This is a genomic window from Streptomyces sp. NPDC046197, assembly GCF_040646295.1.
Classification (GTDB): Bacteria; Actinomycetota; Actinomycetes; order Streptomycetales; family Streptomycetaceae; genus Streptomyces.
On record NZ_JBEYZY010000007.1, the window covers coordinates 40,408 to 54,452 of the forward strand.

Here is a 14,045-nt window from a genome sequence, read left to right on the forward strand (position 1 = left end):
GACGTGGTCGCTGTGGTAGCCGACGGAGGCCTGAGGAGCGTGAGTCGGAGCGGATGCGATCGCGGTCCCGGCCGTGCCGATCGCGGCACCGCCGGCCACGAGAACGCCTGCCGCCGAAACGGCGAAGAGGTGCTTCAGACGTCGTGCTCGCATGATCGTTCCACTTCCTATTTCTTGATCGGCCCGCACGCGGTCAGACGCATGCGGCTGTTCGCGGCCGCAATAAGGGTGTGCAGCGCGGTCTACGATTGGCCGCGTACGTGTGGGGAGCATCTCCCTGTCGAAGCCGCCCCCGCAGCGTGGGCCTCGCCGACTACGCTGCGGCCGCTTTCCTCGTGAAGAGAATCTGACGGATCGCGTATGCCGCCGTGCCAGACCTCTCGTTAACCCACGCTAGTCGCCGCATGGTTGATCGCAACCGCTACGGCGCAGCCCAAGGAAAAAGGAGCGCATTAGGCAATACGGGCCGTACAGGGCGGGTGCTTGCGAGGTGGGCGGAACGACTGCGGCCCGGTCAAACAACCTCAACCCCCAGCTCCCATCCCGTACGCCGTCGACCCACACACCATGGACCGCGTCTGCTCGGCTCTGCCTGGGTCGATGGCGTGCGGGATGGGAGCCCCCGGCATCCGCCACAACGGACCGGCGGTCGGCGACGGCGCCCCCTCCATCCCGGTGCCGGCCGATCCCCCGCCGGAGGCACTGTTCTGACCGTCGCATGCGGTGATCGACCCGACGCCATCGAGGCCGCCGCTGGCAAGGTCCGCGTCGACGGCCCGGTCATCGACGGCCGCGCCCACACCTTCGCCGCCGTGGATGTCAAAGGCCTCGCACCTACGGAGATCCGTAGGTGCGAGGCCTTTGACCTGGTGCCCCCGGCAGGATTCGAACCTGCGACACCCGCTTTAGGAGAGCGGTGCTCTATCCCCTGAGCTACGAAGGCCGGTCGCTGACAGCGTAGCGGATGTTGGTGGGGCGGTGGGTGCGAGGCCGATGGCTCGGGTTGGGGGGTGTGGTGGGGTCGGCTACCCCCGGGTCACCCGCACTTTGTAGGTGCCCCCGAGGTCGGCTGCTGTCACGTCGATTCGGATGGCCGCCTTGGGGTCTGTGAAGGCCTCGCCCGGGGCGAATGGGGCGTCGGAGAGTTCGGCCTGGACGTTCGGGCTGCGCGTGCAGCCGCCCGAGTCGCGGTGGGCGTCGTAGACGGTGATCGGCCCGCGGCCGGTGTCGACGTCCGCGTCGACCTTGTAGATCAGGATGCCCGGGCGGCACACCGCCTCGTCGTTGCCCTCCTGGGTGCGCAGTTCCAGGGCGTACCCGGTACGGCCGTCTAGAGGGACGAAGACCAGTTTGGGGCCGCCCGCGTGCTCCAGCGGGGTCAGTGTGTACTCCGTGGAGCCCGGCTTCGCCGCGCAGCTCACCTGGGACGGGTCCAGCCAGCCGAGCTTCCACTTGTGCCAGCCGAGCAGGTCGTTGTCGGCCCCCCAGTCCTCGCTCATGATGTCCCAGTGGCCGACCGCGCCCCCGCCCTCCTGGGTGTACAGGTCGGGCAGGCCGAAGACGTGGCCGTTCTCGTGGGGCAGGACCCGGTAGCCGGTGCGGGCGTAGGAGCCGGAGCCGTCGTCCTGCCGGGAGTAGACGAAGGACGCGTTCGCCACCGGGACGCCGTCGGCGACCGGGGCCTCGGTGTTGCCGGCGAACGTCACCGACAGCACCGTGTCCAGCGCGGACGGGCCCGCGTTCGGGGTCATCAGCACATTCAGCAGGTCGTAGTCCCGGAAGTTCACCGTCGGGTCGGCCGCCGCCACGATGTCCTGGACCAGCCGCCGGTAGCCGGGGTCGAAGGGGGCGCCGCGTTCTATGCCGTAGGCCTTGAACGGCTTGGGCATGCGCAGCCACCGGGGTATCGGGGTCTCGGGGCGGTAGTCGAGCCGGCCGTAGGAGGCGTTGCGGAACCATTCCTGGGTCTGCGGGAAGAACTCGTGGAGGCGGTCGAGCGCGTTGCCCTGGCCGGGGGCGTCGGAGAAGTCGACCATCAGGGTCAGGGCGTGGACGGTGCCGGTGGAGCGGGCGTAGCCGCCCGAGGTGGGTATGCCCTCCGACATCTGCACGCTCTGGGCGCCGCCGATCCTGCACGGGGTGAGGATGCGGGCCAGCGCCGCCGCTCCGGCCCCTGCCACCGTGGAGCCCGCCATGGGGTGCCCCGTCCCCGCCGAGGTGCTGACCACGAAGGTCAGGGCGGTCACGGACGCGAGGGCGGCCGCACGGCGCTTGGGTATCCGGCGGCGGGTCGGCTGCGGCTGCATGCGTGGACCTCTCGCTCCGGGCAGCCGCCGGTTTCCGACTGCACCCTTGCGATCACCCTGGGTCGAGGGGGCGTTGGGCGCGCGCTGGAGCGGACCGATCGTGGGAACAGGCCATCCATAAGGGTGTGACCGGGCTCACATGCATTCTTTTCGGCAGTGGGAAATAACCGGGGATCGTTTCCCCGTTTAGCCCTGTGTCCGAGCGAAACGGGGAGCACGTCCCCGGTTCGTGTCCCACCGACTTTCCGAGGAGTACGTCGTGCAGGCCGTGACGACCGCCGACCCCGTGCAGCGCAGGGCGACCCGGCCCCGCGCCGACGCCGTGCGCAACCGGGAGCGGATCGTCTCCGCCGCCCGGGAGATGTTCGTCGAGTTCGGCCCCGAGGTGCCGCTGGACGAGATCGCCCGCCGGGCCGGCGTCGGCAACGCCACGCTGTACCGCAACTTCCCGGACCGCGACGCCCTCGTCCGCGAGGTCGTCTGCTCCGTCATGGACCGCACAGCAGCGGCGGCGGAACAGGCACTCAGGGAGACCGGCGACGCCTTCGAGGCCCTGGAGCGCTTCGTGCACGCCGCCGCCGACCAGCGGATCGGCGCGCTGTGCCCGATGGTCTCCAGCACCTTCGACCAGCACCACCCCGACCTGGAAGCCGCGCGCGAAAGGATCGAGCACCTCGTCGAGGAGGTCATGGACCGCGCCAGGGCGGCCGGGCAGCTCCGCCCGGACGTGGGCGTCGGCGACCTGATGGTGGCCGTGACCCAGCTGAGCCGGCCCCTGGCCGGTACCGGCTGCCTCAGCATCGACCGCTTCGTACACCGTCATCTGCAGCTGTTCCTGGACGGACTGCGGGCCCCGGCCCGATCCGTCCTGCCGGGCACGGCCGCGACCATGGAGGATCTGCGCCAGGCCTGAGCAAGGCGTCGCGGCGAGCGACCGAGCGATCAGCGGCGAGCGATTGATTCCGCCCGCCCCACCCGTCCAACCCGACAGCAGCGCCTCTTCGACGCCCTCCACGGCCCCCTTTCCGCGACCAAGCCCCACGGCCCCCTTTCCGTCACCAAGCCCTGCTCCGCGTCGTCCTTCCCGTCAACAACTCCTGTTCCGCGTCGGCTTTTTACGCCGACGACTCCTGCTCCGCGTCGTCCTTCCCGTCAACAACTCCTGTTCCGCGTCGGCTTTTTACGCTGACGACTCCTGTTCTACGTCGTCCTTCCCGTCAACAACTCCCGTTCTACGACGCCCTTTTCCGTCACGAAGTACCGAAGTGGGTACCCCCATGTCTGACACAGCCTCAAAGGCTCCCGGCGCCGCCGACGCCAACCGGTGGAAAGCGCTCGTCTTCATCGCGCTCGCCCAGCTGATGGTCGTCCTGGACGCCACCATCGTGAACATCGCCCTGCCCTCGGCGCAGCAGGACCTGGGCATCTCCGACGGCAACCGGCAGTGGGTCGTCACGGCCTACGCCCTCGCCTTCGGCGGTCTGCTGCTGTTCGGCGGCCGGGTGGCCGACCTGTGGGGCCGCAAGCGCGCCTTCGTCATCGGCCTGACCGGCTTCGCCGCCGCCTCGGCGCTGGGCGGCGCGGCCACGTCGGGCGCGACGATGTTCGGCGCCCGCGCCCTCCAGGGTGTCTTCGGCGCCATGCTCGCCCCGGCCGCGCTCTCCCTGCTCGCCGTGATGTTCACCGACGCCAAGGAGCGCGCCAAGGCGTTCGGCATCTACGGCGCGATCGCCGGTGGCGGCGGCGCCGTCGGCTTCATCCTCGGCGGTGTGCTCACCGAGTACCTGGACTGGCGCTGGACGTTCTTCGTCAACATCCCGTTCGCGATCGTCGCGGCCGCCGGTGCCTACTTCGTCATCCGTGAGCCGGAGGGCGCCCGCAACCGGTCCCCGCTCGACATACCCGGCGTGCTGCTGTCGACGATCGGCCTGGTCTCGCTGGTCTACGGCTTCACCCGTGCCGAGTCCGACGGCTGGGGCGACTCCCTGACCGTCACCCTCTTCGTCGCGTCGGCCGTCTTCCTGCTGGCCTTCGTCCTCACCGAGGCGAAGGTGAAGGCCCCGCTGCTGCCCCTGCGCGTGGTCACCGACCGCAACCGCGGCGGCATCTACCTCTCGCTCGGCATCGCGATCATCGCGATGTTCGGCACCTTCCTCTTCCTGACCTACTACCTGCAGGTCGTGAAGGGCTACTCGCCGATCAGGACCGGCTTCGCCTTCCTGCCGATGATCGTCGGCATGATGGTGGGCTCGACCCAGATCGGCACCCGCCTGATGACCCGCGTCCCGGCCCGGCTGCTGATGGGCCCCGGCTTCCTGGTCGCCGCGTCCGGCATGTTCCTGCTGACCCAGCTGGAGATCGGCTCGTCGTACGCCTCGCTCGTACTGCCGTCGATGCTGCTGCTCGGTCTCGGCATGGGTACGGCGTTCATGCCCGCCATGTCCCTGGCCACCCAGGGCGTCGAGCCCCGGGACGCCGGTGTCGCCTCCGCGATGGTCAACACCTCGCAGCAGGTGGGCGGCGCGATCGGTACGGCCCTGCTGAACACCATCGCCTCCTCCGCGACGGCCGCGTACAACAAGGACCACATCGCGACCGCCACCTCCAAGCCCCAGCAGCAGCTGGTCCAGCTGCAGGGCATGGTGCACGGCTACACCAACGCCATCTGGTTCGCCGTCGGCATGCTGGTGCTCGCCGCGGCGATCGTGGTGACCTTCGTCAACGCCGGCCGGCCGGGCACCACCACGGTCGCCGGTTCCGGTGAGGGTGTCGAGGACGAGATCGCGGTGCCGGTGGTCGCCCACTGAGCCGCTGACCGGCGTACGGCGTACTGCTTCGGATCACTGAAGGTCGTACCGCTTCGCACCACCGGTGCGTACGGGGTGTGGGGACGCCTCGTACGCACCCGCCCCGGGCCTGCCCCGGCTCCCTGACCGAGCGGATCAGCGGAGCCAGGGCAGGTCCGCACCTGCTTCGTTCGGCTGCAGTCCCTCGGCGATGACCTCCATGATCTCGCCGAGGGACTTCTGCTGTTCGGGGGAGAGCCGGTCGAACATCGCCTGGCGTACGGCGTCCACATGGCCGGGCGCGGCGCGCCGCAGCACGTCGTAGCCCTGGTCGGTGAGCACCGCGAACTGACCCCGTTTGTCCGAGGCGCATTCCTCGCGGCGGACCCAGCCGTTCTTCTCCAGGCGCGCGATGGCGTGGGAGAGGCGGGAGCGGGTGATCTTCGCGCTCATGGCCAGCTCGGTCATCCGCAGCCTGCGGCGCGGCGCCTCCGCGAGCTGGACGAGGAGGCCGTAATAGATGTGCGGCATGCCCGCGTCGCGCTGCAGCTGACGGTCGAGGTGATCGTCCAGGAGTGTGGTGGCGTGCAGGTAGGAGCGCCACACGCGCTGCTCCTCGGCGGTCAGCCAGCGGGGCGTGTCGGCGGGGGCGGAGTCGCGGGCGGAAGCGGGTGCCGTGTTCATGTAGTCCACTGTACGAGCCTGCTCCTTGAAACTTAAACAACCTGGCCGTAAGCTCGCTCATGAGCTGGAGCTTTAGAGTTCAAGTAACTTCGTTACTGTGACCCGTGGCCCTGGAGCCCGTAGTCCAGTAACACCCTCGCGCGCCCGGGCCACAATCCGCGACCGCGCCAGCATCCCCGGAAGGAGTCGTCGTCATGTCCGCCGCCGTCCAGGAGCGCATGCCCGCCCTCTACCTCAGCCACGGCGCTCCGCCGCTCGCCGACGACCCGGTCTGGCCCGGCGAGCTGGCCGCCTGGTCGGCCGGCCTGCCCCGCCCCAAGGCCGTCCTCGTGGTCTCCGCCCACTGGGAGGAGGCGCCGCTCGCCCTCGGTGCGACCGGGACGGCTCCGCTGGTCTACGACTTCTGGGGATTCCCCGAGCGCTACTACCAGGTGCGCTACGCCGCCCCCGGCGCCCCGGAACTCGCCGAGAGCGTACGGAAGTTGCTGCGGGCCCCGGGTCTGCCGGTGCAGGACGTCCCCGACCGCGGCCTCGACCACGGCGCCTACGTCCCGCTGGCGGAGATGTTCCCCGCGGCCGACGTCCCCGTCCTGCAGATGTCCCTGCCGACCCTCGATCCGGTCCGGCTGATGCAGATGGGCCGCAGGCTCGCGCCGCTGCGCGACGAGGGCGTGCTGATCGTCGGCTCCGGCTTCTTCACCCACAACCTGTCCGCCCTGCGGTACGCCGGGAACGGGGTGCCGAGCTGGTCCGCCGAGTTCGACGACTGGGGCCGGCGCGCCCTGGAGGACCGCGACTGGGACGCTCTGCTGGACTTCCTGAACAAGGCCCCGGCCGGCCGGTACGCCCATCCGCGTACCGAGCACTTCGCCCCGCTGTTCGTGACCATGGGCGCGGCGGAGGCCGGCGGTGAGCTGGACGCGCAGAGGTCCGTGATCGACGGCTTCTGGATGGGAATGGCCAAGCGGTCGGTGCAGTTCGGCTGAGACGGGCGCGCCCGCGGTGAGACGTCCGCGGGTGCGGTGCGTAAGACCTGGGTGTGCGGAGTCTGGGAATCTCCTGGGAGTCCGGGTTTGCGGCAACCTTCCGCCGGTACGACCCGTCATCAGGGGTGAGGGCGAGCGGTCGACGGCGGCACTCCCTCACGGCGAAGGTGGCGGTATCCAGTGTGACGCACATCTCACGCACGGGGTGAACGGTGGGCGCGCGAGGGCTCGGCGGGAGTGCTCGGCTCCCTTCTGACCTGCACCTCCGTAGGTGCGGACGGGTCGTCCGCGGTCCGTGCGGCGGAACAGGGTACTGCATGATCGAAAAATTGGGGGGCGGGTTGGGAATTCTGTCCGGATTCCAGTCGTTGTTTCCATCGGATGCAGGGCACCCGAGGAGAGTTCCGAAGAGAGTGCCAAGCGTCTCAAGGACCACCCGCTGACCGTCCCCAGTGCCTCAACGGCCTGGGGGGACCCCATTCGCAAGGGAGCACGCATGGCAACCCGTGCCGTCGCCCGTCGCCAGTCCGCCACCGGCGAGACGGCCGACGCGGCAAGCAGTGTTCGCGCCCATGGCGGCGAGATCGCCGACCGCGACCTGGTCGGCATGTATCTCGACGAGATCGCACGTACACCGCTGCTCGACGCCGCCAAGGAAGTCGAGCTGTCCCAGATCATCGAGGCGGGTGTGTTCGCACGGCAGATCCTCGACGGCTACGAGGAGTCCAGGACGGAGGCCGGCCGCGAGGAGCTGGAGGCTCTGGTCGCCGAGGGGGAGCGGGCCAAGGACGTCTTCATCCGCTCCAACCTGCGCCTGGTCGTGGCGGTCGCCCGCCGGTACCCGCGCAGTGGCCTCCCCCTGCTCGACCTGATCCAGGAGGGCAACGCCGGTCTGGTGCGCGCGGTGGAGAAGTTCGACTACCGCAAGGGCTTCAAGTTCTCGACGTACGCGACCTGGTGGATCCGGCAGGCGATCACACGGTCGATAGCCGACCAGTCCCGCACCATCCGCCTGCCCGTCCACCTGGTGGAGGAGCTGGGCCGCATCCGCCGTGTCCAGCGCGAGTTCAACCGGGAGAACGGCCGGGATCCGGAGCCCGCGGAGATCGCCGCCGAGCTCGGCTCCGCGCCGGAGCGCGTCTCGGACGTCCTCGACTGGGCCCGCGACCCGGTGTCGCTGAACATGCCGGTGGACGACGCCGGCGAGACCCAGTTCGGCGACCTCCTGGAGGACACCTCGGCGGTCTCCCCGGAGCAGTCGGTCCTGACCCTGCTGCGCAGCGAGGAGCTCGACGACCTGATCGGCCGCCTCGACCAGCGCACGGCCTCCATCATCAAGATGCGCTACGGCATCGAGGACGGCCGCGAGCGCACGCTGACCGAGGTCGGCAAGGAGCACGGCCTGACACGCGAACGCATCCGCCAGATCGAGAAGCACGCGCTGCTGGAGCTGAAGAAGCTGGCGCGCGACACCGGCTTCGACGCGGCGGCCTGACGGCGGCGCACGACCGTCGGCGGCCGCGTACGCCCGGTGGCGAAAGACCGCGCAAACATGGCCGTGTCCCGTCGCTTCAACCGACAGGGCCTCGGGAACAAACCTTCAGGGCGCGGTAGTTCGCGTCCGGGGCCAGCCCCGAGACCTCGTGAACCAAGTCCCGACGCAATCCCCCCCCGGCGCCGGGACTCTCCCCAGCCGGGCTTCGGCGCCTCACCCCCCAGGCGCCGGGGCCCGGCTCTTCTCCGTGCCCCACGGGAACTGGGGGAGACGGGGCACCCCGGACCTGAACCCCGGGGTGGCCCGCCAGATGGCAGATTGTGCCACACCGGCATAGCCTGCCGAGGTGAGCACCACCCCCGACCCCAAGCAGTCCCGCACCCCGGCCTCGCCCACCTCCCACACCTCGCTGACCGAGCGCCGCAAGGCCGCCACCCGCATGGACATCGCCCGCGCGGCGGCCCACCTCTTCGTGACCCAGGGCCTGCGCGCCACCCGCGCCGAGGACATCGCCCAGGCGGCCGGCATCGCCCCGCGCACCTTCTACCGCTACTTCGCCACCAAGGAGGAGGCCGTCTCCCCGCTCTACGCGGCGGGCGCCCAGCGCTGGGCCGAGGCGGTCCGCGAGGCCCCCGCCGGCCTCTCCGTCCCCAAGGCCCTGGAACACGCGGTCCGCTACACGCTCACCCCCGGCGCCGGCGTCTCGGCCTCCTCCTGGCAGTGGGTACGCACCCTCATCCGCCTGGCGGACACGAACCCGGCGGTGCGCAAGGTGTGGGCGCAGGTGTGCCAGGCGTCGGAACGGACCCTGGCGCAGGTGCTGGCCGCCAGGACGGCCACGGAACCCGACAACGTTGCCGACACGCCCCAACTACGCTTCGCCGCCGCCGTGGCCTGCGCGGCCGTCCGAGTAGCCCTGGAGACCTGGGCAACCGGAAACGCCCCCGCCGACGGCCCCCACGGCCCAGCCGCACTGGCCCTGCACAACCTGAACTCCCTCAGCGGCTTTCGCTGGAGCCCTGAGAACACGGATTGACCTGACGGCAGCAGTTGTGTGCGGTGGGCGTTCGTGTGGGGCTGGAGGGAATGGTGCGCCACAAAGATGGCGCACCGCACCCGGCTCAACCGCCGGAGGCACCACCACCCGCCCGGCTCAGCCGTGCTCCCATCTCCCGTACGCACTCCACGAGTTCCGCCGGCTCCTGCACGGTGAACTCGACCCCCAGCGTCGCGAGCCGCACCGCGAGCCACTCCACCGAGTCCCCCACCGCGGCCCGCAGTCGGCACGAGCGCTCACCGAGGGACTCCGGCGCACCGAGCCAGGCCGGCAACCGCTCCGCGACCACCTCGGCGGACTCCGCGAACGTCACGGTGACCGCGTACGTGTCCTGCCTCCAGTACATCGACCGCCGCAGATACTCCGCCGCGCTCCCCGTGGGCAGCTCCCGCGGAGCGAACCGCGCCCCGGTGGCGAAGGGCTCGCTCACCCGGTCCACCCGGAACGTCCGCCAGTCCCCGCGATCGAGGTCGTAGGCGACGAGATACCAGCGCCGCCCGGTCGACACCAGCCGGTACGGCTCGGTCAGCCGTCGCGTCTTGGACCCGTCCGCGGCCCGGTACCCGAACCGCAGCCGCTCCTGCCCCGCCACGGTGGACGCCATCACGGTCAGCGTCTCGGGAGCGATGCTCGCCCCGTCCCCGCTGGTGAGCGGCGTCGTCGCGGCCTGCAGCGTGGAGACCCGGTGCCGCAGCCGCGCCGGCAGCACCTGCTCCAGTTTGGCCAGCGCCCGCACCGACGCCTCGTCCACCCCCTCGACCGCGTGCCCGGCTCCGGCCCGCAGCCCGACCGCGATCGCCACCGCCTCCTCGTCGTCGAGCACGAGCGGTGGCATCGCCTTCCCGGCGACCAGCCGGTACCCGCCGTCGGCGCCCTTGCTCGCCTGCACGGGATAGCCCAGTTCGCGAAGCCGCTCCACGTCCCGCCGCACCGTGCGGCGCGACACCCCGAGCCGCTCGGCCAGTTCACCACCGGGCCATTCACGGGGCGTCTGAAGAAGCGAGAGAAGCTGCAGCAGCCGTGCCGGAGTGTCCGTCGTCATGGCTCCGAGGATGCCGTAGAACTAGGACATGATCTGACCTAATGCGGTCCTACTGTCGAACCATGACCTCCCGCGAGACCCCTCATATGCCCCAGCCGCCAGAGCCCACAGGCACCACTGACACGACAGGCACCACCGACACCGCAGGCGCCAGTGACACCACGGGCCCCGCCGAGGGCAAGCACGCAACCGACCGCCGCCGCTGGTTCGCCCTGGCGATCGTGATGACCGCGGCCTTCATGGACCTGGTGGACGTCACGATCGTCAACATCGCGATCCCCTCCATCCAGCAGGACGCCGGTGCCTCCTTCAGCCAGATCCAGTGGATCACCGCGGGTTACGCCCTCGCCTTCGCCGCCGGCCTGATCACCGGCGGCCGCCTCGGTGACATCCACGGCCGCAAGCGGCTGTTCCTCGTCGGCATCGGCGGCTTCACCCTTGCCTCCGCCCTGTGCGGCTTCGCCGCCAACCCGGAGATGCTGGTCGCCTCCCGGATTCTCCAGGGCGGCATGGCGGCGATGATGGTCCCGCAGGTCCTGTCGATCGTGCACGCCACCTTCCCGGCGCACGAACGCGGCAAGGTCTTCGGCCTGTTCGGCGCGATCGTCGGCCTGGGCGCGGTCTCGGGTCCGCTGCTCGGCGCGCTGCTCACCGAGTGGAACCTGTTCGGACTCCAGTGGCGCCCGATCTTCCTGATCAACCTGCCGGTCGGCATCGCGGCCCTGCTCCTCGGCAGGCGGTTCATCACCGAGTCCAGGGCTCCGCGGGCGCTGAAGCTGGACCTGGTGGGCGTCGCCCTCGTCACGCTGGGCCTGCTGATGCTGCTCTACCCGCTGACCCGCGGCCGCGAGCTGGGCTGGCCGCTGTGGGGAGACGCGTCGATGGCGGGCTCGCTCGTGGTCTTCGCGGCCCTGGTGGCGTACGAGAAGCGGAAGACGGCACGGGACGGCTCCCCGCTCGTCGAACTGTCCCTGTTCCGGGTCAAGAGCTTCGCGGCGGGCATCGCGGTGCAGACGGTCTTCGGGGTCGCGTTGGGCATCTTCTTCCTCGTCTGGACGCTGTACATGCAGATAGGCCTGGGCTGGAGCCCGCTGCGGGCCGGTCTGACCGGTGTCCCGTTCTCGATCGCCGTGTCCACCGCGGCCGGAATGTCGGTGCAGAAGCTGGTTCCGCGCTTCGGCCGCAAGGTGCTCCAGGCGGGCGCCCTGGTGATGATGGTCGGCGTACTGCTCTACGTCTGGGAGTCCGAGCGGTACGGGCTGCGCATCGCCTCCTGGCAGATGGCGCTTCCGCTGGTCGTGATGGGGGTGGGCATGGGCCTGATCGTCGCCCCGCTGACGGACGCGGTGCTGTCGGAGGTGCCGCGCGAGCACGCGGGTTCGGCCTCCGGTCTGATCAACACCGTGCAGCAGATGGGCAACGCGCTGGGTCTCGGTCTGGTGTCGGTGGTGTTCTTCGGTGTGATCGGCGACCGGCTGACCCCGGCCGAGGTGGGGCCCGCCTTCGTACGCGCCTTCCAGCACGCGCTGGTGTGGGTGGCCGCGGTGATGGGCGTCATCTTCGTCCTGATGGCCGCCCTGCCGAAGCGGTCGGCGCCGCAGGTGGAGGAGGCCGAGGAGCAGATCCCGGCGCAGACCCTGGAACCCGAACCCGTCGGCTGAGTACGAACCACCGCAGGGCCCGGAGCCGATCGAGGCGCCGGGCCCTGCGGCTGTGAGCTGGACCCACCGCACCCACCGCACCCGCCTCATCCACGCAGGAAGTCTGTTCGCGCCCGATTACGCCCGAACCTGTTTACTTTCCGGATATCCGGACGTAGCCTCGAAGAGAAACCACACAGTCGGGCATCGGTCGGAGGCAAACGGACATGTACGCACCGGAGCGGCAGCAGGAGATCCTTCGGCTCGCCCGTGACGGCGGCCGGGTGGACGTCGTGTCGCTCGCCGAGGAGTTCCAGGTGACCGCGGAGACGATTCGCCGCGACCTGAAGGCCCTCGACCGGGCCGGCCTGGTGCGGCGCGTGCACGGCGGCGCGATCCCGGCCGGCCGGCTCGACTTCGAGCCGGACCTCGCCGAACGCGAGTCCAGCTCGGCCGACGAGAAGGACCGCATCGCCAAGGCGGCCCTCATGGAGTTGCCGACCGAGGGGGCGGTGATCCTCGACGCCGGCACGACGGTCGCCCGTCTGGCCGGGGCCGTCCCGCTGGAGGCCTCGCTCACCGTCGTCACGCACAGCCTGCCCATCGCCGCCCGCCTCGCGGACCACCCGGGCATCCAGCTGCACCTCGTCGGCGGGCGTGTGCGGCACCGTACGCGCGCCGCCGTGGACGCCTGGGCGCTGCGCGCGTACGGCGAGATCCGCGCCGACGTGCTGTTCGTCGCCGCCAACGGCTTCTCCGCCGAGCACGGTCTGACCACCCCCGACCTCGCCGAGGCAGCGGTGAAGCGCGCGGCGATCGCCGCCGCCCGCCGCGTGGTGCTGCTCGCCGACTCCACCAAGCACGGCCAGGAGCACTTCGCCCGCTTCGGCGGCCTGAACGACGTGGACCTGCTGATCACCGACAGCGGGTTGAACCCCGAAGACGCCGCCGCCATCGAGCGCGGCGGCACGGAAGTAGTGCGCGCATGATCCTCACCGTCACCCCGAACCCCTCGCTGGACCGCACCTACGAGGTCCCGTCGCTCGACCGTGGCGAGGTCGTCCGCGCCACCGGAGAACGCGTGGACCCGGGCGGCAAGGGCGTGAACGTCTCGCGCGCCGTCGCGGCCGCCGGGCGGCGCACGGTCGCGGTGCTGCCCCTCGGCGGGGCGCCGGGCGCGCTCGTCGCGAACCTGCTCGACCGGCAGGGGATCGAGGTGGCGCCCGTCCCGGTCGCCGGGGACACCCGATCCAACATCGCGCTCGCCGAGTCCGCCGGCGTCCTGACGAAGATCAACGCACCGGGCCCCGAACTTTCGGCCGAGGAGCAGGAGTTGCTCCTGGACACCGTGCGGCGGCAGTCGCGGGGCGCGGACTGGATCGCGTGCTGCGGCAGTCTGCCGCGGGGCCTCGCCCCCTCCTGGTACGCCGACCTGGTCGCGAGGGCGCACGGTGCCGGCGTACGGATCGCCCTCGACACGTCCGGGCCCGCACTCCTCGAGGCGCTGCGCGAGGGCCCGGACGTGGTGAAGCCGAACGCCGAGGAACTCGCTCAGGCCGTCGGGCGCCCGCTGGCGACGGTGGGCGACGCGGTGAAGGCGGCCGAGGAGCTGCGGGAGCTGGGTGCGCGAGCCGTGCTCGCGAGCCTGGGCGCCGACGGTCAGCTGCTCGTGGACGGTGCGGGCGCCTGGTTCGGCAGCGCGCCCGTCGACACCGTCCGCAGCAACGTCGGTGCGGGCGACTCCTCGCTGGCCGGCTTCCTGATCGCGGGCGGCAGCGGCCCGGAGGCCCTCGCCTCCGCCGTCGCGCACGGCGCGGCCGCCGTCCGGCTGCCGGGCAGTGTCATGCCGACGCCCGTCGACCTCGATCCGGCCGCGGTGACGGTCATGGCCCGGGTGCCGGTGGACCGCATACTCAAGGAGCCGGTGTCATGAGCGCCCGCACGAGGTGCCGTACGGCGGCTTGGGCCCGGACGTGGCAAGGCTCCCCGTTACTCGCCGCCACCCCTGCACCCCCCGCAACCCCGCACAGCACCCCCCTCCCCACTCCC

11 protein-coding genes and 1 tRNA gene are annotated in these 14,045 nt (G+C 70.9%); 8 read left to right on the forward strand and 4 right to left on the reverse strand.

The features are described 5' to 3' along the window. Positions 1-867 precede the first annotated feature (867 nt). A tRNA-Arg gene (locus tag AB0A61_RS12145) sits at positions 868-943 on the reverse strand. 82 nt (positions 944-1,025) lie between these two features. Then, entirely contained in the window at positions 1,026-2,306 is a 1,281-nt protein-coding gene (locus AB0A61_RS12150) for a M6 family metalloprotease domain-containing protein (protein ID WP_361290148.1), read from the reverse strand. A 268-nt stretch (positions 2,307-2,574) separates the two neighbouring features. Here AB0A61_RS12150 and AB0A61_RS12155 point away from each other — a divergent pair, with 268 nt between their 5' ends. Both AB0A61_RS12155 and AB0A61_RS12160 read left to right on the forward strand, forming a co-directional pair. After that, entirely contained in the window at positions 2,575-3,219 is a 645-nt protein-coding gene (locus tag AB0A61_RS12155; RefSeq protein ID WP_361290794.1) for a helix-turn-helix domain-containing protein, read from the forward strand. 364 nt (positions 3,220-3,583) lie between these two features. Next, positions 3,584-5,113 carry an MFS transporter gene (locus tag AB0A61_RS12160; RefSeq protein ID WP_361290151.1) on the forward strand — a complete coding sequence of 510 codons (1,530 nt, stop codon included), beginning with the start codon at positions 3,584-3,586 and terminating at the stop codon, positions 5,111-5,113. 135 nt (positions 5,114-5,248) lie between these two features. On the opposite strand, the gene AB0A61_RS12165 is transcribed toward AB0A61_RS12160, so the two are convergent. Continuing rightward, positions 5,249-5,776, reverse strand: a complete 528-nt coding sequence (locus tag AB0A61_RS12165; protein ID WP_361290154.1) for a MarR family transcriptional regulator — start codon at positions 5,774-5,776, stop codon at positions 5,249-5,251. Positions 5,777-5,970: 194 nt separating this feature from the next. On the opposite strand from AB0A61_RS12165, the gene AB0A61_RS12170 reads away from it, so the two are divergent. From AB0A61_RS12170 to AB0A61_RS12180, 3 genes are all read left to right on the forward strand, one after another. Further along, the gene (locus tag AB0A61_RS12170; RefSeq protein ID WP_361290157.1) at positions 5,971-6,762 is read left to right on the forward strand and encodes a class III extradiol ring-cleavage dioxygenase; all 792 of its coding nucleotides are present in this window, start codon (positions 5,971-5,973) and stop codon (positions 6,760-6,762) included. A 496-nt stretch (positions 6,763-7,258) separates the two neighbouring features. Further along, positions 7,259-8,257, forward strand: a complete 999-nt coding sequence (locus tag AB0A61_RS12175) for a sigma-70 family RNA polymerase sigma factor (protein ID WP_361290160.1) — start codon at positions 7,259-7,261, stop codon at positions 8,255-8,257. A 346-nt stretch (positions 8,258-8,603) separates the two neighbouring features. Continuing rightward, a complete protein-coding gene (locus AB0A61_RS12180) occupies positions 8,604-9,293 on the forward strand; it encodes a TetR family transcriptional regulator (protein WP_361290163.1) in 690 nt (229 codons plus the stop codon). Between the two features lie 85 nt (positions 9,294-9,378). On the opposite strand, the gene AB0A61_RS12185 is transcribed toward AB0A61_RS12180, so the two are convergent. After that, on the reverse strand, positions 9,379-10,356 hold the full coding sequence (locus AB0A61_RS12185) for a YafY family protein (protein WP_361290166.1): 978 nt from the start codon (positions 10,354-10,356) through the stop codon (positions 9,379-9,381). A 224-nt stretch (positions 10,357-10,580) separates the two neighbouring features. On the opposite strand from AB0A61_RS12185, the gene AB0A61_RS12190 reads away from it, so the two are divergent. The 3 genes from AB0A61_RS12190 to pfkB all read left to right on the forward strand — a co-directional run bounded on the left by AB0A61_RS12190 (position 10,581) and on the right by pfkB (position 13,929). Next, positions 10,581-12,017 carry an MFS transporter gene (locus AB0A61_RS12190; protein WP_361290797.1) on the forward strand — a complete coding sequence of 479 codons (1,437 nt, stop codon included), beginning with the start codon at positions 10,581-10,583 and terminating at the stop codon, positions 12,015-12,017. 206 nt (positions 12,018-12,223) lie between these two features. After that, a complete protein-coding gene (locus tag AB0A61_RS12195) occupies positions 12,224-12,985 on the forward strand; it encodes a DeoR/GlpR family DNA-binding transcription regulator (protein ID WP_361290169.1) in 762 nt (253 codons plus the stop codon). Then, positions 12,982-13,929, forward strand: coding sequence for a 1-phosphofructokinase (gene pfkB / locus AB0A61_RS12200; protein ID WP_361290172.1), 948 nt, complete (start codon positions 12,982-12,984; stop codon positions 13,927-13,929). Before AB0A61_RS12195 ends, pfkB begins: the two co-directional genes overlap by 4 nt. Positions 13,930-14,045 lie beyond the last annotated feature (116 nt).